Raw genomic sequence first — 20,822 nt, 5'->3', positions numbered from 1 at the left:
AGTTCGCCGAGTCACGCCGGGCTCCGCCCACCTCGCGGGACTACGCTGGTCCCATGCCCGAGGCCCATGCTCAACGCCGTGATCGGCTGCGTTCCCGCCTGGCCGGTGCCGGCGCAGATGTCGCCCTGATCACCAATCTCGTCAATGTGCGCTATCTGACCGGTTTCACCGGTTCGAACGGCGCGCTGCTGGTGTACACACCGGGAGCGGCGGGCGAGGGGTCCACCGACTCGGGCGCCGTGCTGTGCACCGACAGCCGGTACGCGACCCAGGCGGGCGAGGAGTCGCCGGGCGTCGAGCTGCTCGTCGAGCGGTCCTGCCCGCAGGCGCTGACCAAGCGCGCCGCCGCGGGCGGTGCGGTCCGGCTGGCGATCGAGGAACAGCACGTGACGGTCGAGCTGTACCGCGCGCTGGGCGCGGTGCTCGCCGAGGAGAGCCCCGCCGCCGCGCTGGTCAAGCTCGGCCGCGTGGTCGAGGACCTGCGTCGGGTCAAGGATCCGGCGGAGATCGCCGCGCTGCGGATCGCCTGCGAGATCGGCGACCGCGCGCTGGGCGAGATGATCGAGTCGATCCTGGTCGGGCGGACCGAACGGCACATCGCGATGGAGTTGGAGCGGCGCATGGCCGACCACGGCGCGGACGCCGTGGCGTTTCCCACCATCGTGGCCACCGGGCCGAACTCGGCGATCCCACACCACGACCCCGGCGACCGGCGGGTCGAGGACGGCGACTTCCTCAAGATCGACTTCGGTGCCCGCTATCGCGGCTACCACGGCGACATGACCCGCACCTTCGTGATCGGCACCGAGCCGGCCGCGTGGCAGCAGGAGATCTACGGCGTGGTGTTCGCCGCCCAGAAGGCGGGCCGCGAGGCGCTGGTGCCCGGTGCCGAGGCGGTCGCGGTGGATCGGGCCGCGCGCGAGGTGATCGAGCGGGCCGGATACCTGGAGTTCTTCGAACACGGCCTCGGGCACGGCGTCGGTCTCGAGATCCACGAGGACCCGCGTCTGGGTCCGACGGCGACCGGTAAGCTGGACGCTTGCATGCCGGTCACCGTCGAACCGGGGATCTATCTCCCGGGCCGAGGCGGCGTCCGCATCGAGGACACCCTTGTGGTTCGTCCGCTCGAAGACGGCGGCCCCGAGCTACTCACCATCACGACCAAGGAATTGCTCGTCCTGTAGCGGGCTGTCTTCGCACCCGCCCCGTCCGACGCGCGATCATCCGGTCCCAGAAGCACGCAGGAGACACCACACTCGTGGCCACGACCAACGACCTGAAGAACGGCATGGTGCTCAAGCTCGACAATGGCCAGCTCTGGTCCGTCGTCGAGTTCCAGCACGTCAAGCCCGGCAAGGGCGGCGCGTTCGTTCGTACGAAGCTCAAGCATGTCCTCTCCGGCAAGGTCGTGGACAAGACCTTCAACGCCGGCACGAAGGTCGAGACGGCCACCGTGGACAAGCGCGGTATGCAGTTCTCGTACAAGGACGGCACCGACTTCGTGTTCATGGACACGGACACGTACGAGCAGTTGCCGATCTCGCCCGAGACCGTCGGCGACGCCGCCAACTACCTCCTCGAAGGCTTCGAGGCGACCGTCGCGATCTACGAGGGCGCCGCGCTCTACGTGGAGCTGCCGGCCTCCGTCGAGCTGCTCATCGAGTACACCGAGCCGGGTGTCCAGGGCGACCGGTCCACCGGTGGCACCAAGCCCGCGAAGCTGGAGACCGGCTTCGAGATCGCGGTTCCGCTCTTCATCACGACGGGCGAGAAGGTCAAGGTCGACACCCGTTCCGGTGACTACCTGGGCCGCGTGAACAGCTAGTGGCCGGTGCCCGCAGCAAGACCCGGAAGCGCGCGCTGCAGATCCTGTTCGAAGCCGACCAGCGCGGCGTCGACCCGGTGACCATCCTCGCGGACTGGGTCGGCCGGTTCCAGGCCGACCGGGCGGAGCCCCAGGTCGCGGACTACACGATGCAGTTGGTCGAGGGCGTCCAGGAGCACCGCAAGCGGATCGACGACCTGATCGGCACCTACGCCGTGGGCTGGACGCTCGACCGGATGCCCGGCGTGGACCGCAACGTCCTGCGCCTGGGCATCTACGAGCTGCTCTGGGAGAGCGACGTCCCCGACGTCGTGGCCATCGACGAGGCCGTCGAACTCGCCAAGGAGTACTCCACGGACGAGTCGCCGGCCTTCGTGAACGGCCTGCTCGCGCGGATAAAGGACCTCAAGCCGACGCTGCTGCGCTAGCCGCGCCCGTTTCCGGGACTCCGGTCGAGCCGCCTGCCCCCGTGTGGGGGAGGCGGCTCGTCGGCTTTCCGGACCCGGGCCTCCGGCTCGTCGGCTTTCCGGACCCGGGCCCCGGGGCCCGGGCGATCGAATCATGATCGAATGCCGATAATGAAGATCATGAGATCCGACCGCAAGGGTTCCCGGCTGCGGGAGATCGGGGACGAGCCCGACTACCGCTTCACGCTCGCCAACGAGCGGACCTTCCTGGCCTGGATCCGGACGGCTCTCTCGCTGCTCGCGGGTGGCGTCGCGGTGGTCCAGTTGGTTCCGGATCTGGCTCCGCGCGGACAGCGGCTGGTGCTCGGCCTGGCCCTGGTCGCGCTGGCGCTGACCCTGTCGGCCACCGCGTACCGGCGCTGGTATCGGGTCGAGCGGGCGATGCGGCTCGGGCACGCGCTGCCGTTCTCCGCGGTGCCCCTGGTGCTCTCGGCGGGTCTGGTGGTCGTGATCGTGGTGAGCGTCGTGCTCATGATCGCCTCCTGATGTCGCGCCCCGCGTCGCTGCCGGGCACACCCCTGGATCCGGGGCTGCAACCGGAGCGGACCAGGATGGCCTGGTCGCGCACGTCGCTCGCGTTCGTCGCCAACGGGGCGCTGTTGGTGCACGCGGGTCATGTGCCGGATCGCTGGTGGTTCATGCTGCCCGGGTGCGCGGTGATGGCGGCCGGTCTCACCGTGTACGTGGTGGGGTTGCTGCGGCACCGACAGGTGGACCGGGCCGTGCGGGCCGGCGACGCCGTGTGCGGCGATCGGGCGGTCCGCGCGACGCTGCTGATCGCGGTGTCGGTGTGCGTGCTGGCCGGGGTGGTCCTGCTCGGCAGACCCTGAGGACCCTTGTCCCGACCGGGGACGCCCGGCGAGAATGCGCGGCATGACGACCGACGGTCTCGGCACGCGCGGCTTCGCCCAGGGCACGGATCGATACGAGCGGGCGCGGCCGTCCTACGCGGCCGAGGCGGTGGAACACCTGTGCGCCGGCGCCGGGATCGGGCCCGGTACCCGGGTGCTCGACCTGGCCGCCGGTACCGGCAAGTTGACCCGGCTGCTGGTCGAGCGCGGCGCGAAGGTGATCGCCGTCGAGCCGTCGGCGGCGATGCGCGAGACGTTCGCCCGGGTGGTCGAGGGTGTGCCGGTGTACGCGGGCAGCGCGGAGCGTATCCCGGCTCCGGCCGGTGCCTTCGACGTGGTCACCGTCGCCCAGGCGTTCCACTGGTTCGAGCCCGAGGCCGCGCTGGGCGAGATCGCGCGCGTGTTGCGGCCCGGCGGGGCGTTGGCGATGGTGTGGAACGAGTTGGACGAGAGCGAGGCGTTCGTCGCGGGTCTGCACGAGGTGGCCGAGTGGCCCTTCCACAAGTTGCACGACTATCGCGCGGAGTTGGCCGCCGCCGAGCCGTTCGCGCCCGCCGAGCGCAGGGTGTTCCGGTGGCGCGACGAACTGACGCACGATCAGGTGTTGGAGCGGTTCTCGACGTTCAGCTACGTGGCCGCGATGGATGCCGCACCGAAGGCGCAACTCATGGCCCGGGTGCGCGAATTCGTCCGGGCGCACGCGGAGCCGGTGGAACTCGCCTATCTCACCGACACCTACGTCGCCCCCCGCCGGGAATTCGAGCCGCCACTGTGAACCGACGGCGCGGGCGGGCACCCACCGCGGTCTCCCGGCACTAGTTCTCCCGCCACCACCAGGCCTGGCTCAGGTTGTCGGGCAGTTCACCGGACGCGCCGAGTTGGCGCATGCCCGCGCGTAGACCTTCCTTGAGCACCTCGACGCCGTCGTCGCCCACCGCCTTGGTCCACGCGCCCTGGATCCAGGACAGCTCGGCCCAGATCACCCGCAGGCACTCGCGCCCGCGTTCGGTGAGGGTGATCCGGCGGGCGCGGCGGTCGGCGGGGTCGGGCTTGCGCTCGACGTATCCGTGTCGGGCCAGGTGCGAGACCACCTCGCCGGCCGACTGCTTGGTCATGCCCAACCGGCGCCCGAGCTCGGTGGCGGTGGTGCCGCCCTCGCCGACCAGGGTCAGCGCGAAGCCGTGCGTGGGCCGGATCTCGTCGAATCCCGCGGCCGTCATGCGGTCGGAGAACAGTTGGCTGATCCCGCGCACGGCGCCGACCAGCAACGTCACCAGTTCGGGCCCGGAGGAGGTGTCTTGCTGCACGAGGTAAGAATACCTGTCTAATTTGCCGGGCAAACCGGAACGCCGCCCCCGATGTCGATCAGGGACGGCGCGACGGTCTTGCCCACGACCATTGCCAGGGGATGATGCTCCCCGTCGATCATGCCCTACACATGTACGGCGACCGCGCCTTCGCGCTTTTCGCCCTGCCGGACGAACAGCGCGAGCACGATTCCGACCGCCATGGTGATCGCGGCGATCGTGAAGGCGAGCTGCATGCCGTCCAGGAACGTGGTGTCCGACGCGTGGCGGACCGCGTCGATCGTGTGCCCGTTCATGGTCGCCGGGTCCACCGGCGGGAAGCCCTGTGCGACCGACCCCTCGATCGCCTCGCGCCGGCCGTGCGGCAGGGTGTCGTAGGCACCCGCCTCGGCCGGCCAACGGTCCGGCAGCACCGAGGAGACCTTGGCCGCCACCACCGCGCCGAGCACGGCGGTCCCGAGCGCGCCCCCGACCTGCATCGCGGCCTGTTGGATGCCGGAGGCGACGCCGGAGAGTTCGAGCGAGGCGTTGCCGACGATGATGTCCGTCGCGCCGACCATGATCGGGCTGAGCCCGAAGCCGAGCAGTACGAACGGCACCATCGTGGCGCCGAAGCTCGCGTCCTCGCCCAGCCGGGCGAGCAGCGCCATCGCGGTCGCGGACAGCGCCAGGCCGGCGATGATCGGGATGCGCGGGCCGAGCTTGGTGATCGCGAAGCCGCCGATCGGCGAGCCGATCATCATCACCACGGACATCGGCAACATCCGCACGCCGGTCTCCGTCGGGCTGAGCCCGTTGACGCCCTGGAGGTAGAAGGTGATGAAGAACATCGCGCCGAACATCGCGAACGCCATGAAGATCATCAGCACGATGCCGATCGAGAACGGCCGGTTGCGAAACATCACCAGCGGCATCAGCGGCTCGGGCGCCCTGGTCTGCCACAGCGCGAACAGCGCGAGCAGGATCAGCGCGGCGGCCATGAAGCCCAGCGTGTACGCGCTGCCCCAGCCCTTCTCGCCGCTCTTGATCACACCCCAGACCAGGCAGAACATCGCCACTGACAGCAGCAGGACACCGAGGTAGTCGATCCGGTTGCTCGCGCCGGCCACCCGGCTGTTGGCCAGTGCCCAGATGCCCACCACCAGGGTCAGCACGCCGATCGGCACGTTGATGTAGAAGACCGACTGCCAACTGACGTGCTCCACCAGCAGGCCGCCGACGATCGGACCGGCGGCGGTCGCGGTGGAGACCGCCGCGCCCCAGATGCCGATCGCCATGTTGAGCTTGTTGCCCGGGAAGCTGTTGCGCAGCAGGCCCAGCGCGGTGGGCTGGAGCAGCGCGCCGAACACGCCCTGGAGCACCCGGAACGCGATCAGCATCGAGACCGACTGCGAGAACGCGATGATCAGCGACGTGGCGGCGAAGCCGGCCGCGCCGATCAGGAAGATCGTCTTGTGGCCGTAGCGGTCACCGAGCTTGCCGGCCGGGATCAGGCACACCGCGAGCGCGAGCAGGTAGCCGTTGGTGACCCATTGCAGGTCGGCGAGCGAGGCGTCCAGGTCCTTGGAGATGGCCGGGTTCGCGATGCCGACCACGGTGCCGTCCAGGGCCACCATCATCACGCCGAAGGCGACCGCCAGCAGGGTCAGCCAGGGGTGTCCCTGCATGCCCCGGCGCACGGCGCTCTTCGAGAGGTCCGGCGGGAGCGCGCCCGAAGCCGCCGCCGTCGAAGTCTGACTCATGCGTTCCCTACATCCATCCGTGTCCAGCGCCGCATCGAACCATCGAACGATATGGCACGCAGTGCCATATAGCCAAATCACTCAAATTGCACACAGTGGCAAGTGTCATACTGTGCATAGGCGAACGAGAGGACCACCCAACGTGCGGGAGACGGCCGGCACCGCGACGGGCTTGCGGGAGCGTAAGAAGGAACGCACGCGCGAGGCGTTGGTGGACGCCGCGCTGGAGTTGTTCCTGCGCAAGGGGTACGACGCCACCACGATCGACGAGATCGTGGCCGCCGTGGAGGTGTCCCGGCGCACCTTCTTCCGCTACTTCGCGGGCAAGGAGGAGGTGGCGCTGGCCCGGGCGATCGAGTTCGAGGGACTGTTCCTGGAGGCGCTCACCGCCCGCCCGGCGGAAGAGGCGCCGCTGACCGCGCTGCGGCGCGCGGGCGCCGAGGTGTTCGCCCGGGTCGCCGAGGAGGAACAGGAGGGCGCGGGGCAGGAGTTCCTGCGGCTGCGCCGGATGATCGAGGCCACCCCCGTACTGCTGGCCGCGTCGCTGCGCAACGCGATGGAGCTGGAGCGGCGGATGGCCCGGGAGATCGCGCGGCGCGAGGGACTGGAGCCGGAACGGGACCGGCGTCCGGCGCTGTTGGTGACCCTGTACCACTCGGTGATGCGGGTGGCGATGGACGAGTGGACCGAGGGTGAGGTGCTGGACGTCGCGCGCCTGGCCCGCGTCATCGACGAGGCCTGGGACGACATGGGCGCGCTGCTGACCGGCCGCTGGACGGCGGGCGAGATCCCGCGCGCGTGAGCTGCGCGGCGACCCGACGCGACCGGCGAGTGACGAGCGCCGACATACCGACGGGGCGGACCGGTGATCCGGTCCGCCCCGTCGGCGTATACGGCGCGCGAGGCCGCGCGCGGGCCTGCCGCCCGCGCACCTACCGCACGCGCTTGACCAGCAGCGCCAACAGCGCCCCGAGCAGGGATATCGCGGCGGCGAACGCGAACAGGCCCTCGTAGCCGAAGTCCAGGTCGTCGACCAGGAACGGGGCCAGGAACGGCGCGGCGATCTGCGGCCCGGCGTTGGCGATGTTGATCAGGCCCATGTCCTTGCCGACGTCCTGCGGACGCGGGAGCACCTGGGTGATCAGCGCCATGTCGACGGCCATGTACATGCCGAAGAACAAGCCGTTGGCGACCTGGAAGGCGATCATGCCGTCCTCGGTGGCCCACATCAGCGGGATCATCAGGGAGAGCGCGGCACCGACACCCGAGCCGATCACGAACGGCTTGACCCGCCCGACGCGGTCCACGATCGGGCCGATCACGACGGCCGCGACGATGGTCACCACGGCGTTGATCACGGTGAGGGTGCCCAGTTTGGACAGCACCTCGGCCTGCGGAATCTTGATGTACATCAACAGGATGAAGAAGTTGAACTGCAGGACGACCATGTAGCCGAGCATCACGCCCAGGCGCGAGACCAGGGCGATGAAGAAGTCGGCGTGCTCGCGCGGCGAGACCCAGAAGCCCTTGACGAACGAGACGAACTCGAACTTCTCCCGCGGCATGTCCTTGGAGGACTTGTCCGGGCTGACGATCACGAAGATCAGCGCGGCGGCCACGAGCACGGCGGCGATCAGGTAGAAGCCCTTGGCCCCACCGTCCGCCGGATCGGCGAACCTGCCGTCGAAGCCGCCGATCTGGGCGTCGATCCCGATCATGCTCAGGTCGACGCCGGCCAGCAGCAGCGAGGCCACGATCGTGCCGACGGGGATGCCCAGGCCGATCATCGCGGAGAACCGGCCGTACTTGCCCGCGGGCACCCGGTCGGGCATGACCGCGGTCACCGCGGCCTGGTACCCGTTCATGATGAACTGGATGACGCCCCAGGTCAGGCCGACGACCGCGATCGAGTTCGCGTTGGCCTGGAAGCACAGGGCGGCCGCGCCGACGAGCGCGCAGAACAGGATGAACGGCGACCGGCGGCCGAAGCGCGAGCGGGTGATGTCGGACAGCTTGCCGAACAGCGGGTTGCCGACCGTGGCGAACAGCGCGCCCCAGAAGATCGGCCACTTGAGCGCTTCCTGATCGGGAACGCCCTTGATGTGGATGACCTGGGTCGGGAGCAGGTAGACCCCCACACCCAGCCACAACATGTACAGCGCGATGTTGGCGATGGGCAGCGTCGCGTAGAGCGGCCCGATCTTGTACCCGGTGTGCCCGGCACCGGGGGTGGGCTCCGGCGCAGGGGACGACGAGTCGGGTGCCTCTGTGGTGGTCGAACTCATGTGGACCGTCCGATGGAGGGGACTCGAAACCCTCCCTGCACGGAGGTCTCGAATCTGCTGACGAGGTGTTGGGTTGGGAGCCTAGGTGACACGAATAAGCAGGGGAATGGATCCACAACGTGAAATCAGTCCGACTAGATAACGATTTGATTGTTCAAGGCTTGAACAGAGCGCAATCCGCAGCGAATCGTCACTGCGAGTGATCTTGTAACGACCGACATGTGTCGGTAGCGCATTCGAGCGATTACGGCCAAGGTTGTCCCCGCTAACCAAGCGGTAACGGATCGCGACCCTGTGATCCGGTGGACATCGGTTGCGCGCGGGCCGGCCCCGCGTGCGGGTGCGGTAGGGGGTGTCGTCGAGATGACGAGCACGAAATCGGTCACTTGCCGCCCGGGGGGTCACGGATGAGCGCGCCGGAGGCGGGGGCGAAGCCGCCCACCAGTTCCGACGTGGCCCGGCTCGCCGGCGTATCCAGATCCACCGTGAGTTACGTGCTCAACTCGCCGCCCGGGGTCCGGGTCAGCGCGCAGACCCGGGAGCGGGTCATGCTCGCGGTGCGCGAACTGGGCTACGCGCCCAGCGCGCCCGCTCGATCGTTGCGCTCGGGCAACAGCGACGTCGTGCTCTTCCCGCTGCCGCTGCAGCCGATGGGCCAACTCCTCGAGGCGTTCATCGACGAGCTGACCGAGGCGCTCAACCGGCACGAGCTGAGCCTGCTCATCCACGCCGACCGCACCTCGCGCGGGGCCGACGCGGCCCGGCAGTGGGCCGCGCTGCGCCCGCTCGCGGTGATGGCCGAGTCCAACCGGCTCACCGGCGGCGCGGTGGACGTGCTCAAGCGGGCCGGGGTCCGGGCGATCTTCGCGTGGGGCCGCGAGGAGCACCCCGACGTGCCGACCGCGATCTTCGACAACCGGGACACCGGCCGGGTCGCGGTGCGCCACCTCATCGATCGGGGCCACCGCCGGCTGGCCTGCCTGGTCCCGTCCGGGCCGCTCGCCTTCCTGGGCGAGGAGCGCTGGGCGGGCGCGCAGGCCGCGGCCGAGGAGGAAGGGGTCTCGCTGCGCCGGGTGGACGTGGGCTACGTCCGCGAGGACGTGCTGGCCATCGTGCGGCAGTGGCAGCGCGAGAGCGAGCCGCCGACCGCGGTGTTCGCGGGCAACGACGACTTCGCCCTGATGATCATCTCCGCGCTGCGCGAGTGCGGTTGGTCGGTGCCCGACGACATGGCCGTGGTCGGCGCGGACGACCTGCCGTTCTGCGACCTGGTCTGGCCGAGGTTGACCAGCGTCTCGATGCACACCCGAACGATGGGCTCCGGCGCCTCGGACGCGATCACCACATTGATCCGAGGCCGTGACTACCGCCCGGGTGGTCGCATGGTCGTGCACCCGCGCGTGATGGTCCGCGAATCCGGCTGAGGCCGGCGATCGTACAAAAGGTGAAGGGTCCCGAAGCCGATCGGCTTCGGGACCCTTCGACGTTTCCGCCTGCCTCCGTAACGCTCCGTCTAGCGGATTGTCACGCGTTGTTCTGGCTGTCGACGGCCCGACGGGCCTCCGGGTTGAGCACGCCCCACCCGATGAGCTGCTCGGTCAGCACGCTCGGCGACTGGTCGTAGATCACGGCCAGCGTGCGCAGGTCGTCCTGACGGATCGACAGCACCTTGCCGTTGTAGTCGCCGCGCTGGCTCTGGATGGTGGCCGCGTAGCGCTGCAGCGGACCGGCCTGGTCGGACGGCACGGTCTGCAGCCGCTCCAGGTCCAGAACCAGCCGCGGCGGCGGCTCGGCCGCGCCGTTGGGGGTGCCGCCGGGCAGCAGCTCCTGGACCGGAACGCCGTAGAAGTCGGCGAGCTCGGCCAGGCGCTGCACGGTTACCGCACGGTCGCCGCGTTCGTACGAACCGACGACGACGGCCTTCCAGCGGCCCTGGGACTTCTCCTCGACACCGTGCAGGGACAGGCCCTGCTGGGTCCGGATCGCGCGGAGCTTCGCCCCGAGCTGCTTGGCGTAGTCGCTGGACATCTCGCTCCCAAAACAGGTGACTGACCGTGAAGGTCCACCGGTGGTTGGCCGAACCGATGGGGTGGCTACCTCCGGGCCGGCTTTCTGTACCTCGAACTCTCCCCGAAGCTGCGAGGTTCGGCACGTCGCGACTGTCGCGTTTGGCCCGGTGGTGACTCATTGTGAGGTTACGCAGAGTAATTTGCGTCCGTCAAGCCGAACGGGCTACAAAGCCGGATTCGCGCAGGTGAGAGGCCCCCTTACGCGGCTTTCGCCCCGGCTCGATCGAACGGTCCGGGCGGCCGAAAGACTGATGATGTTGGCTGATACTGTGAGGGACGTACCCCGACGTCCTTTAAAGCCCGTCCTGTGAGACGGGGAAGGAGGTCTGTTTTCCATGACAGCACCTGGCAACACCCCCGGCGGCACGTCGGCCGCCCGTCCCAAGGACCTCGACCCGGCCACCGCCCGCGCGGTCCTGGACACCTCCGATATCAACCGGGCGCTGACCCGGATCGCGCACGAGATCGTCGAACGCGCCAAGGGCGCCGACGACGTCGTGCTCCTGGGCATCCCGACCCGAGGCGTGGCACTGGCCCGCCGGCTCGGCGAGCGACTCGCCTCGATCGAGGACGGCGCGAAGGTCCCGGTCGGCGCGCTGGACATCACCATGTACCGCGACGACCTCCGGCTCGGCCCGGCCCGCGCCCTGGAGCGCACCGAGATCCCGGCCGAGGGCATCGACGGCAAGCTCGTCGTGCTGGTCGACGACGTGCTCTTCTCCGGCCGCACCATCCGCGCCGCCCTGGACGCGCTGAACGACATCGGTCGCCCGCGCGCGGTGCAACTGGCCGTCCTGGTCGACCGCGGCCACCGTGAACTCCCGATCCGCGCCGACTACGTGGGCAAGAACCTGCCCACGTCGCTGCGCGAGACCGTCAAGGTCCACCTCGCCGAGTACGACGGCCGCGACGCGGTCCTGCTCGGCACCCGCGCGGCCGACCCCGCCGCGGCCCCCACCGACGCGGAGAAGTAGCCAGTGAAGCGCCACCTGATCTCGGCCGCGGACCTCACCCGTGACGACGCCATCCTGATCCTCGACACCGCCGAAGAACTCGCACACATCGCCGAGCGGCCGATCAAGAAGCTGCCGACGCTGCGCGGCCGCACCGTGGTCAACCTGTTCTTCGAGGACTCCACCCGCACCCGCATCTCGTTCGAGGCCGCCGCCAAGCGGCTGTCCGCAGACGTGATCAACTTCTCCGCCAAGGGCTCCTCGGTCTCCAAGGGCGAATCGCTCAAGGACACCGCGCTCACCCTGCAGGCGATGGGCGCCGACGCGGTGGTCATCCGGCACCACGCCTCCGGCGCGCCGCACCGCCTGGCCGGCTCCGGCTGGCTGCGCGGCTCGGTGGTCAACGCCGGCGACGGCACCCACGAGCACCCCACCCAGGCACTGCTCGACGCGTTCACCATGCGGCGCAGGCTGGCCGGCGGGCGCGGCGATCTGGAAGGCCGCCGAATCACCCTTGTGGGTGACGTCCTGCACAGCCGGGTGGCCCGCTCCAACGTGCTCCTGCTGGCCACCCTGGGCGCCGAGGTCACCCTGGTCGCGCCGCCCACGCTGCTCCCGATCGGCGTGGAGAGCTGGCCCTGCACGGTCTCCTACGACCTGGACGCGCCACTGCCCAAGAGCGACGCGGTGATGATGCTGCGCGTGCAGCGCGAGCGGATGAACGCCGCGTTCTTCCCCACCGAGCGCGAATACTCGCGCCGCTACGGCCTGGACCTGCGCCGGATGGCGATGCTCCCCGAGCACGCCATCGTGATGCACCCCGGCCCGATGAACCGCGGTATGGAGATCGCCGCCGAGGTCGCCGACTCGACCCGCTCGACCATCGTCGAGCAGGTCACCAACGGCGTCAGCGTGCGGATGGCGGTCCTGTACCTGCTCCTGGGCGGCAACGAACCGGCCCTGAGCACCCCCAGCGCCCCGAGCGCCTCGAACACCAGCACCGGCACCGGCACCGAGGAGAACACCCAGTGAGCACGTACCTGATCAAGGACGCCAAGGTCCTCGGGGGCGACGCGTCGGACGTGCTCATCCGCGACGGCGTGATCGCCGAGATCGGCACCGGCCTGCGCGCCGACGGCGCCGTCGTGATCGAGGCCGCAGGGCAGATCCTGCTGCCGGGCCTGGTCGACCTGCACACCCACCTGCGCGAGCCCGGCCGCGAGGACGCCGAGACGGTCGCCACCGGCGCGAACGCGGCGGCGCTGGGCGGCTTCACCGCCGTGCACGCGATGGCCAACACCGACCCGGTCGCGGACACCGCCGGCACCGTCGAGCAGGTCTGGCGGCTCGGCCAGGAGACCGGTCGTTGCGACGTACACCCGGTCGGCGCGGTCACCGTGGGCCTGGCCGGCCAGCGGCTCGCCGAGTTGGGCGCGATGGCCGACTCGGCCGCGCGCGTGCGGGTGTTCTCCGACGACGGCAAGTGCGTGGACGACGCGGTGATCATGCGCCGCGCGCTGGAGTACGTGAAGGCCTTCGACGGCGTGGTCGCCCAGCACGCGCAGGAGCCCCGGCTGACCGAGGGCGCGCAGATGAACGAGGGCACCGTCTCCGGCGAACTGGGCCTGCGCGGCTGGCCCGCGGTCGCCGAGGAGTCGATCATCGCCCGCGACGTGCTGCTCACCGCGCACGTCGGCTCGCGGCTGCACGTGTGCCACGTCTCCACGGCGGGCTCGGTGGAGATCCTGCGCTGGGCCAAGTCCAAGGGCTGGAACGTCACCGCCGAGGTCACCCCGCACCACCTCCTGCTCACCGACGAACTCGTGCGCAGCTACGACCCGGTCTACAAGGTCAACCCGCCGCTGCGCACCGCCGCCGACGTCACCGCGCTGCGCGAGGCGCTCGCCGACGGCACCATCGACGCCGTCGCCACCGACCACGCCCCGCACCCCAGCGAGGACAAGGACTGCGAGTGGGCGGTCGCCGCGATGGGCATGCTCGGCCTGGAGACGGCCCTGTCGATCGTGCAGGAGACCATGGTCGACACCGGCCTGCTCGACTGGGCCGGCGTCGCCGACCGCATGTCGGTGCGCCCCGCCGCGATCGGCCGACTCGACGGGCACGGTCGCCCGGTCGAGGTCGGCGAGCCCGCCAACCTGGTGCTGGTCGACCCGACCCCACGGCGTACGGTCGAACCGTCCGAACTCGCCTCGCGCAGCCGTAACACCCCCTACGCCGGCTTGGAACTGCCCGGCAAGGTGGTCGCCACGTTCCTGCGCGGCGTACCCACGGTGATCGACGGGAAGCTCGCGTGACCTCAGGCACGGCGCACCACGACCTGCTGCTGCTCGCCACCGAACAGAAGTCGGCGGAGGTGACGAACTGGGGCGGTCGCATCCTCTGGATCGGCATCTGCCTCGCCTTCGTGCTCGGCGTCTACCTGCTGATGTGGCGCGCCTGGAAGAAGCGCGGCAAGCGGCAGGAGGGGCTGCCCGCGCTGCCCACCGCGTCCGAGGCCGGTGCCGCGCCGCTGCTGCCGCCGCTGGTCGGCCGCTACTTCGGCAGCACCACCGCCGGCGACTGGCTCGACCGCGTGGTCGCGCACGGCCTGGGCACCCGCAGCCCGGTCGAGCTGACCCTGCGCGCGGACGGCCTGGTGGTCGAGCGGCCCGCCGCGACCGACTTCTTCGTGCCCGCCGCGGCGCTGACCGGCGTGCGACACGAGAAGGGCATCGCCGGGAAGGTGCTGCCCGAGGGCGGCCTGCTGGTGATCACCTGGACGCACGGCGACACCTCGCTCGACTCCGGCTTCCGCGGCGATCACCCGGACGACCACGACGCGTGGATCGAGACCATCACCCGGCTGATCGCCGGGGAACTGCCGGCGACCGCCGGCACCGCTACACAGAACCACCAGGAAGGATCGGTCACGTGACCGCAATGACCGGACGGGCCACGACGCCTGCGGTGCTCGTCCTCGAGGACGGGCGCACGTTCCGCGGCAGCGCCTACGGCGCGGTGGGGGAGACGTTCGGCGAGGCGGTGTTCTCCACCGGCATGTCGGGCTACCAGGAGACCCTGACCGACCCCTCGTACCACCGCCAGGTCGTCGTGATGACGGCCCCGCACGTCGGCAACACCGGCGTCAACGACGAGGACCCCGAGTCGTCCCGGATCTGGGTCTCCGGCTACGTCGTCCGCGACCCCGCCCGGGTGCCCTCCAACCACCGTTCGAGGCGTTCGCTCGACGACGAACTCGTGCGCTACGGCGTGGTCGGCATCAGCGGCATCGACACCCGCGCGCTGACCCGCCACCTGCGCGAGCGCGGCGCGATGCGGGTCGGCATCTTCTCCGGCGACGCGGCCCGCGCGGACGAGGCCGCGCTGCTGGAGCGGGTGCGCACCAGCCCCGAGATGGCCGGCGCCGACCTCGCCGAGCAGGTCAGCACCGACGCCGCCTACGTGGTGCCCGCGATCGGCACCAAGCGCTTCACCGTCGCGGCGCTGGACCTGGGCATCAAGGGCATGACCCCGCACCGGATGGCCGAGCGCGGCATCGAGGTGCACGTGCTGCCCGCCACGGCCACGCTGGAGGAGGTCAACTCCATCGCCCCCGACGGCGTGTTCTTCTCCAACGGCCCCGGCGACCCGGCCACCGCGACCCACCAGATCGAGCTGCTGCGCGCCGTGCTGGCCCAGGGCACCCCGTTCTTCGGGATCTGCTTCGGCAACCAGCTGCTCGGGCGCGCGCTGGGCTTCGGCACCTACAAGCTCAAGTACGGCCACCGCGGCATCAACCAGCCCGTGCAGGACCGCACGACCGGCAAGGTCGAGGTGACCGCGCACAACCACGGCTTCGCCGTGGACGCGCCGCTGGACACCGTCTCGGACACCCCCTACGGGCGGGCCGAGGTCAGCCACGTGTGCCTCAACGACGACGTCGTCGAGGGCCTGCGCCTGCTGGACCGACCCGCGTTCAGCGTGCAGTACCACCCGGAGGCGGCGGCCGGACCGCACGACTCCGCCTACCTGTTCGACCGTTTCGTGACGCTGATGGAGACCAAGAGTGCCTAAGCGCAGCGACCTGAAGTCCGTCCTGGTCGTCGGCTCGGGCCCGATCGTCATCGGCCAGGCCGCGGAGTTCGACTACTCCGGCACCCAGGCGTGCCGGATCCTCAAGGCCGAGGGCCTGCGGGTGATCCTGGTCAACTCCAACCCGGCCACGATCATGACCGACCCGGAGATCGCCGACGCCACCTACGTCGAGCCGATCACCCCCGAGTTCGTCGAGAAGATCATCGCCAAGGAGCGCCCCGACGCGCTTCTGCCCACCCTGGGCGGGCAGACCGCACTCAACATCGCGGTCTCGCTCAGCGAGAACGGCGTGCTGGAGAAGTACAACGTCGAGCTGATCGGCGCCAACCTCGACTCGATCCAAAAGGGCGAGGACCGCGACCTGTTCAAGGGCGTGGTCGAGCGGGTGCGGGAGAAGATCGGGCACGGCGAGTCGGCCCGCTCGGTGATCTGCCACTCGATGGACGACGTGCTCGCCGGCGTCGACACGCTCGGCGGCTACCCGGTCGTGGTCCGCCCGTCCTTCACCATGGGCGGCGCCGGCTCCGGCTTCGCGCACGACGAGGAGGACCTGCGCCGGATCGCCGGCCAGGGCCTGACCCTGTCGCCGACCACCGAGGTGCTCCTGGAGGAGTCCATCCTCGGCTGGAAGGAGTACGAGCTCGAGCTGATGCGCGACAAGCACGACAACGTCGTGGTCGTCTGCTCGATCGAGAACTTCGACCCGATGGGCGTGCACACCGGCGACTCGATCACCGTGGCGCCCGCGATGACGCTGACCGACCGCGAGTACCAGACGCTGCGCGACATCGGCATCGCGGTGATCCGCGAGGTCGGCGTGGACACCGGCGGCTGCAATATCCAGTTCGCGATCAACCCCGAGGACGGCCGGGTGATCGTGATCGAGATGAACCCGCGCGTCTCGCGCTCCTCGGCCCTTGCCTCCAAGGCGACCGGCTTCCCGATCGCCAAGATCGCCGCGCGGCTCGCGATCGGCTACACGCTCGACGAGATCCCCAACGACATCACCAAGGAGACCCCGGCCAGCTTCGAGCCCTCGCTCGACTACGTCGTGGTCAAGGTCCCGCGCTTCGCCTTCGAGAAGTTCCCGGCCGCCGACGACCGCCTCACCACCACGATGAAGTCGGTCGGCGAGGCGATGGCGATCGGCCGCAACTTCACCGAGGCGCTGAACAAGGCGCTGCGTTCGCTGGAGAAGAAGGGCTCGCAGTTCGACTTCGTCTCCGAGGTCGGGGACAAGGCGAACCTGCTCGCCGCCGCCGAGAAGCCCACCGACGGCCGGATCAACGTGGTCATGGACGCCATCCGGGCCGGCGCCATACCCGAGGAACTGTTCGAGGCGACCCGGATCGACCCGTGGTTCCTGGACCAGATGTACCTGATCCACGAGATCGCCGGCGAGGTCCGCGACGCGGCCGAGCTGACCCCCGAGGTGCTGCGACTGGCCAAGCGGCACGGCCTCTCGGACGTGCAGATCGCGGCGATCCGGGGCATGCGCGAGGAGGTCGTGCGCGAGGTGCGCCAGGCGCTCGGCGTGCGTCCGGTATACAAGACCGTGGACACCTGCGCCGCCGAGTTCGCCGCGCGCACCCCGTACCACTACTCGTCCTACGACGAGGAGAGCGAGGTCGCGCCGCGCACCAAGCCGGCCGTGATCATCCTGGGCTCCGGGCCGAACCGGATCGGGCAGGGCATCGAGTTCGACTACTCGTGCGTGCACGCCGCGTTCGCGCTGCACGACGCGGGCTACGAGACCGTGATGGTCAACTGCAACCCGGAGACCGTCTCCACCGACTACGACACCTCCGACCGGCTCTACTTCGAGCCGCTCACCCTGGAGGACGTGCTGGAGATCGTGTACGCCGAGACCCAGGCCGGACCCGTCGCCGGCGTCCTGGTCCAGCTCGGCGGACAGACCCCGCTCGGGCTGGCGCAAAAGCTCAAGGACGCGGGCGTGCCGATCGCGGGCACCTCGCCCGAGGCGATCCACCTCGCCGAGGAGCGCGGCGCCTTCGGCCGGGTGCTGGCCGAGGCCGGACTGCTCGCGCCCAAGCACGGCACCGCGTTCTCCTTCGGCGAGGCCAGCGCGATCGCCGCCGAGATCGGCTACCCCGTGCTGGTGCGGCCCTCCTACGTGCTCGGCGGGCGCGGCATGGAGATCGTCTACGACGAGCCCTCCCTGGCCACCTACCTGGAGCAGAACGCCGGCCTGGTCAGCGACCACCCGGTGCTCGTCGACCGCTTCCTCGACGACGCGATCGAGATCGACGTGGACGCGCTCTACGACGGCGAGGACCTCTACCTCGGCGGCGTGATGGAGCACATCGAGGAAGCCGGCATCCACTCCGGCGACTCGGCCTGCGCGCTGCCGCCGATCACGCTCGGCGCGCACGACATCAAGCGGCTGCGCGCGGCCACCCTGGGCATCGCGCGCGGCGTGGGGGTACGCGGACTGATCAACATCCAGTTCGCGCTCTCCGGCGACATCCTCTACGTCCTGGAGGCCAACCCGCGCGCGTCGCGGACCGTGCCGTTCGTGTCCAAGGCGACCGCGGTGCCGCTGGCCAAGGCCGCCGCGCGCGTCTCCCTCGGCGCCACGATCGCCGAACTGCGCGCCGAGGGCCTGCTCCCGGCCGAGGGCGACGGCGGCACGCTGCCGATGGACGCGCCGATCGCGGTCAAGGAGGCGGTCCTGCCCTGGAACCGCTTCCGCGACACCAAGGGCCGCGGCGTGGACACCGTGCTCAGCCCGGAGATGCGCTCCACCGGCGAGGTGATGGGCATCGACGCGGTGTTCGGCACCGCCTACGCCAAGTCCCAGGCCGGCGCGTACGGTTCGCTGCCGCTCAAGGGTCGCGCCTTCGTGTCCTTCGCCAACCGGGACAAGCGCTCGATGGTGTTCCCGGTCAAGGCCATGCACGACATGGGCTTCGAGATCCTGGCCACCGAGGGCACCGCCGAGGTGCTGCGCCGCAACGGCGTGCCCGCCACCGTGGTGCGCAAGCACAGCGAGGGCCCTGGCCCCAACGGCGAGCCGACCATCGTGCGGATGATCCACGACGGGGAGGTCGAGCTGATCGTCAACACCCCGTTCGGCACCGGCGGGCGACTCGACGGCTACGAGATCCGCACCGCGGCGGTCACCCGGGGCATCCCGAGCATCACCACGGTGCAGGGCTTTGCCGCGGCGGTCCAGGGCATCCAGTCGCTGATCGCCGGCGACATCGGGGTGCGCTCGCTCCAGGAGCACGCCGACCACATCACGTCCCACCGAAAGGGCTGACGACACCGATGGCACTTCCCCTGCAGGTGCAGGCGGAGATCGTCGGCCGCGAACCCGCGGGCGCGTACCACCGCCTGGTGTTGCGCGCCCCCGGGATCGCCGCCCGCGTCGAACCCGGCCACTTCGTCGCCGTGGCGATCGGCGGCGTCGACTCGGCGATGCTGCTGCGCCGCGCGTTCTCCATCCACCGGGCCGACCCGGGCGCGGAGACGATCGACGTGGTCTTCGCCGAGGCCGGGCGCGGCACCCGCGAGCTGGCCCGGCTGCGGGTGGGCGACAGCGTGAACGTGGTCGCGCCGCTGGGCACGCCGTTCCCGCTGCCGGCCGAGCCGGTCAGCGCGGTGATGGTGGCCGGCGGCTACGGCAGCGCGCCGATGTTCGCGCTCGCCGAGCGGATCGTGGCCGACGGCGGCTCGGTCGCCTTCGTGCTCGGCGCGGCGACCGGCGAGCGGCTGTACGGCGTGGACCAGGCGCGCGCGATCACCGAGGACGTCGTGGTCACCACCGACGACGGCTCCGAGGGTGTGCGCGGCTTCGTCACCGGCCCGCTGCCCGAGGTGCTCACCGCGGTGGCGGCGGACGTCGTGTACGCGTGCGGGCCGATGGGCATGCTGCGCGCGGTCACCGAGGTGGCGACCGCGCACGACGCGCGCGTGTTCACCGCGGTCGAGGAATCGATGGCGTGCGGCGTCGGGGTATGCATGACATGCGTGCTCCCGGTGGTCGGCGACGACGGCGTCAGCCGGTTCGTCCGCTCGTGTGTGGACGGGCCGTGCTTCGACGGCACCAAGGTGCGCTGGGACGACGCCGGCACGATCCCGGCGGACATCGAGGGCGCAGCGGCGATGGGAGCGCACTGATGACCGACGTGTACGGCGGTTACGCCGACAACGAGGGCGCGAGCGACTTCGACGAGCCGCCGCCGTCGACGATCATGCTGCCCGGTGGCGGGATCGACCTGGCCACCCGGCTCGGCTCGACGCTGTTGCCGAACCCGGTGACCACGGCCTCGGGCTGCGCCGGCTACGGCAAGGAATTGGCCAAGTTCTTCGAGCCGGCCGCGATCGGCGCGGTGGTCACCAAGACGATCATGCCGTACCCGCGTTCGGGCCGGGCCACCCCACGGATGGCCGAGACGCCGTCCGGGATGCTCAACTCGATCGGCCTGCAGGGCCCGGGCATCGACGCCTTCGTCGAGCGCGACCTGCCCTGGCTGGCGGCCCGCGGCGGGCGCACCATCGTGTCCATCGCCGGCGGCCACGTGGACGACTTCGTGGCGCTGGCCGAGCGGCTCAAGGGCGCGCCCGGCGTGGTCGGCATCGAGGCCAACATCTCGTGTCCGAACGTGGCCAATCGGGGCCAGGTGTTCGCGTGCAACCCGGCCACGTCCTACGACGTGATCCGCGCGGTGCGCGACGCGGCGGACCCGCTGGTGCCGGTGCTGGCCAAGCTGTCGCCGGACGTGACCTCGATCGTGGACATCGCCCGGGCGTGCGTGGAGGCGGGCGCGGACGGCCTGTCGATGATCAACACGCTGCTGGGCATGGTGATCGACACCGACACGATGAAGCCGGTCCTGGCCGGTGTCACCGGCGGGCTCTCCGGCCCGGCGGTACGACCGGTCGCGGTGCGCTGCGTGTACCAGGTGCACGCGGCGATGCTGGACGGGCAGATGGCGCAGGTGCCGATCGTCGGCATGGGCGGCATCCGCACCGGCCTGGACGCGCTGGAGTTCATCCTCGCGGGCGCGGCGGCGGTGTCGGTGGGCACGGTGATCTTCAACGATCCGTCGGCGCCGGTGCGGATCCTGGACGAACTGCGGGCGGCGCTGATCGCCCGCGGCTTCGGCTCGCTGGAGGCGGCGATCGGGTACGCGCATCGTTAGGGGCTTGTGGTGAGGGTGATGCCGGTACGGACGGGGTTCGTGCCGGCATCGCCATGTCCG

The 20,822-nt window shown here is 70.4% G+C and carries 20 protein-coding genes; 16 read left to right on the top strand and 4 right to left on the bottom strand.

What is annotated here, in order from left to right; all coding sequences use genetic code 11:
- Window positions 1–53: 53 nt before the first annotated feature.
- From ACIRL2_RS31615 to ACIRL2_RS31590, 6 genes are all read left to right on the top strand, one after another.
- Window positions 54–1,184: an aminopeptidase P family protein gene (locus tag ACIRL2_RS31615; protein WP_395871897.1), complete on the top strand. Its 1,131-nt coding sequence runs from the start codon at window positions 54–56 to the stop codon at window positions 1,182–1,184.
- 74 nt (window positions 1,185–1,258) lie between these two features.
- Window positions 1,259–1,825, top strand: a complete 567-nt coding sequence (efp, locus tag ACIRL2_RS31610) for an elongation factor P (protein WP_395871895.1) — start codon at window positions 1,259–1,261, stop codon at window positions 1,823–1,825.
- Complete coding sequence (gene nusB, locus ACIRL2_RS31605) at window positions 1,825–2,253, top strand: transcription antitermination factor NusB (RefSeq protein ID WP_395871894.1); 429 nt, start codon at window positions 1,825–1,827, stop codon at window positions 2,251–2,253. Before efp ends, nusB begins: the two co-directional genes overlap by 1 nt.
- A 150-nt stretch (window positions 2,254–2,403) precedes the next feature.
- Window positions 2,404–2,778, top strand: a complete 375-nt coding sequence (locus ACIRL2_RS31600) for a YidH family protein (protein WP_395871892.1) — start codon at window positions 2,404–2,406, stop codon at window positions 2,776–2,778.
- Window positions 2,778–3,122, top strand: a complete 345-nt coding sequence (locus ACIRL2_RS31595; protein WP_402236570.1) for a DUF202 domain-containing protein — start codon at window positions 2,778–2,780, stop codon at window positions 3,120–3,122. The genes ACIRL2_RS31600 and ACIRL2_RS31595 overlap by 1 nt, the downstream gene beginning before the upstream one ends.
- Window positions 3,123–3,165: 43 nt before the next feature.
- Window positions 3,166–3,918, top strand: coding sequence for a class I SAM-dependent methyltransferase (locus ACIRL2_RS31590; RefSeq protein WP_395871887.1), 753 nt, complete (start codon window positions 3,166–3,168; stop codon window positions 3,916–3,918).
- Window positions 3,919–3,958: 40 nt separating this feature from the next.
- Here ACIRL2_RS31590 and ACIRL2_RS31585 read toward each other — a convergent pair whose 3' ends face one another.
- Both ACIRL2_RS31585 and ACIRL2_RS31580 read right to left on the bottom strand, forming a co-directional pair.
- Window positions 3,959–4,450, bottom strand: coding sequence for a MarR family winged helix-turn-helix transcriptional regulator (locus ACIRL2_RS31585; protein ID WP_395871885.1), 492 nt, complete (start codon window positions 4,448–4,450; stop codon window positions 3,959–3,961).
- Window positions 4,451–4,575: 125 nt separating this feature from the next.
- On the bottom strand, window positions 4,576–6,117 hold the full coding sequence (locus ACIRL2_RS31580) for an MFS transporter (RefSeq protein WP_402236709.1): 1,542 nt from the start codon (window positions 6,115–6,117) through the stop codon (window positions 4,576–4,578).
- Window positions 6,118–6,364: 247 nt separating this feature from the next.
- Here ACIRL2_RS31580 and ACIRL2_RS31575 point away from each other — a divergent pair, with 247 nt between their 5' ends.
- Window positions 6,365–6,994 (top strand): TetR family transcriptional regulator, encoded by a 630-nt coding sequence (locus tag ACIRL2_RS31575; RefSeq protein WP_402236566.1) that lies wholly within the window; start codon window positions 6,365–6,367, stop codon window positions 6,992–6,994.
- A 130-nt stretch (window positions 6,995–7,124) separates the two neighbouring features.
- On the opposite strand, the gene ACIRL2_RS31570 is transcribed toward ACIRL2_RS31575, so the two are convergent.
- Entirely contained in the window at window positions 7,125–8,477 is a 1,353-nt protein-coding gene (locus ACIRL2_RS31570) for an MFS transporter (RefSeq protein ID WP_395871881.1), read from the bottom strand.
- A gap of 407 nt (window positions 8,478–8,884) precedes the next feature.
- On the opposite strand from ACIRL2_RS31570, the gene ACIRL2_RS31565 reads away from it, so the two are divergent.
- Window positions 8,885–9,901: a LacI family DNA-binding transcriptional regulator gene (locus ACIRL2_RS31565; RefSeq protein ID WP_402236565.1), complete on the top strand. Its 1,017-nt coding sequence runs from the start codon at window positions 8,885–8,887 to the stop codon at window positions 9,899–9,901.
- A gap of 100 nt (window positions 9,902–10,001) precedes the next feature.
- Here the strand turns inward: ACIRL2_RS31565 and ACIRL2_RS31560 are convergent, their stop codons facing one another.
- On the bottom strand, window positions 10,002–10,505 hold the full coding sequence (locus ACIRL2_RS31560) for a transcriptional regulator (RefSeq protein WP_161356183.1): 504 nt from the start codon (window positions 10,503–10,505) through the stop codon (window positions 10,002–10,004).
- Window positions 10,506–10,881: 376 nt separating this feature from the next.
- Here ACIRL2_RS31560 and pyrR point away from each other — a divergent pair, with 376 nt between their 5' ends.
- The 8 genes from pyrR to ACIRL2_RS31520 are packed head-to-tail and all read left to right on the top strand — an operon-like array spanning window position 10,882 to window position 20,762.
- Complete coding sequence (gene pyrR, locus ACIRL2_RS31555; protein ID WP_395871878.1) at window positions 10,882–11,520, top strand: bifunctional pyr operon transcriptional regulator/uracil phosphoribosyltransferase PyrR; 639 nt, start codon at window positions 10,882–10,884, stop codon at window positions 11,518–11,520.
- Window positions 11,521–11,523: 3 nt separating this feature from the next.
- Complete coding sequence (locus ACIRL2_RS31550; RefSeq protein ID WP_395871876.1) at window positions 11,524–12,531, top strand: aspartate carbamoyltransferase catalytic subunit; 1,008 nt, start codon at window positions 11,524–11,526, stop codon at window positions 12,529–12,531.
- The gene (locus ACIRL2_RS31545; RefSeq protein ID WP_395871874.1) at window positions 12,528–13,814 is read left to right on the top strand and encodes a dihydroorotase; all 1,287 of its coding nucleotides are present in this window, start codon (window positions 12,528–12,530) and stop codon (window positions 13,812–13,814) included. Before ACIRL2_RS31550 ends, ACIRL2_RS31545 begins: the two co-directional genes overlap by 4 nt.
- Window positions 13,811–14,434 (top strand): hypothetical protein, encoded by a 624-nt coding sequence (locus tag ACIRL2_RS31540; RefSeq protein WP_402236560.1) that lies wholly within the window; start codon window positions 13,811–13,813, stop codon window positions 14,432–14,434. Before ACIRL2_RS31545 ends, ACIRL2_RS31540 begins: the two co-directional genes overlap by 4 nt.
- Before the next feature lie 5 nt (window positions 14,435–14,439).
- Complete coding sequence (gene carA, locus ACIRL2_RS31535; RefSeq protein WP_395872089.1) at window positions 14,440–15,573, top strand: glutamine-hydrolyzing carbamoyl-phosphate synthase small subunit; 1,134 nt, start codon at window positions 14,440–14,442, stop codon at window positions 15,571–15,573.
- Window positions 15,566–18,877, top strand: a complete 3,312-nt coding sequence (gene carB, locus ACIRL2_RS31530) for a carbamoyl-phosphate synthase large subunit (RefSeq protein ID WP_402236558.1) — start codon at window positions 15,566–15,568, stop codon at window positions 18,875–18,877. The genes carA and carB overlap by 8 nt, the downstream gene beginning before the upstream one ends.
- Window positions 18,878–18,885: 8 nt before the next feature.
- The gene (locus ACIRL2_RS31525) at window positions 18,886–19,737 is read left to right on the top strand and encodes a dihydroorotate dehydrogenase electron transfer subunit (protein ID WP_395871868.1); all 852 of its coding nucleotides are present in this window, start codon (window positions 18,886–18,888) and stop codon (window positions 19,735–19,737) included.
- Entirely contained in the window at window positions 19,737–20,762 is a 1,026-nt protein-coding gene (locus ACIRL2_RS31520) for a dihydroorotate dehydrogenase (protein WP_395871866.1), read from the top strand. Before ACIRL2_RS31525 ends, ACIRL2_RS31520 begins: the two co-directional genes overlap by 1 nt.
- The last annotated feature ends 60 nt before the right edge of the window (window positions 20,763–20,822 follow it).

Origin of the sequence: Embleya sp. NPDC127516, assembly GCF_044765325.1 — a bacterium.
In the GTDB taxonomy this organism is placed as follows: Bacteria; Actinomycetota; Actinomycetes; order Streptomycetales; family Streptomycetaceae; genus Embleya.
The sequence above is the reverse complement of the archived record's forward strand: the minus strand, read 5'-3'. Positions and strand labels throughout refer to the sequence as shown.

Excerpts from the sequence above, each read along its gene's own strand:
- ACIRL2_RS31615 (WP_395871897.1), top strand. The coding sequence starts at position 54 with ATGCCCGAGGCCCATGCTCAACGCCGTGATCGGCTGCGTTCCCGCCTG.
- ACIRL2_RS31600 (WP_395871892.1), top strand. The coding sequence starts at position 2,404 with ATGAAGATCATGAGATCCGACCGCAAGGGTTCCCGGCTGCGGGAGATC.
- ACIRL2_RS31595 (WP_402236570.1), top strand. The coding sequence starts at position 2,778 with ATGTCGCGCCCCGCGTCGCTGCCGGGCACACCCCTGGATCCGGGGCTG.
- ACIRL2_RS31590 (WP_395871887.1), top strand. The coding sequence starts at position 3,166 with ATGACGACCGACGGTCTCGGCACGCGCGGCTTCGCCCAGGGCACGGAT.
- ACIRL2_RS31580 (WP_402236709.1), bottom strand. The coding sequence starts at position 6,117 with ATGCAGGGACACCCCTGGCTGACCCTGCTGGCGGTCGCCTTCGGCGTG.
- ACIRL2_RS31570 (WP_395871881.1), bottom strand. The coding sequence starts at position 8,477 with ATGAGTTCGACCACCACAGAGGCACCCGACTCGTCGTCCCCTGCGCCG.
- ACIRL2_RS31565 (WP_402236565.1), top strand. The coding sequence starts at position 8,885 with ATGAGCGCGCCGGAGGCGGGGGCGAAGCCGCCCACCAGTTCCGACGTG.
- ACIRL2_RS31560 (WP_161356183.1), bottom strand. The coding sequence starts at position 10,505 with ATGTCCAGCGACTACGCCAAGCAGCTCGGGGCGAAGCTCCGCGCGATC.
- pyrR (WP_395871878.1), top strand. The coding sequence starts at position 10,882 with ATGACAGCACCTGGCAACACCCCCGGCGGCACGTCGGCCGCCCGTCCC.
- carA (WP_395872089.1), top strand. The coding sequence starts at position 14,440 with ATGACCGGACGGGCCACGACGCCTGCGGTGCTCGTCCTCGAGGACGGG.
- ACIRL2_RS31525 (WP_395871868.1), top strand. The coding sequence starts at position 18,886 with ATGGCACTTCCCCTGCAGGTGCAGGCGGAGATCGTCGGCCGCGAACCC.
- ACIRL2_RS31520 (WP_395871866.1), top strand. The coding sequence starts at position 19,737 with ATGACCGACGTGTACGGCGGTTACGCCGACAACGAGGGCGCGAGCGAC.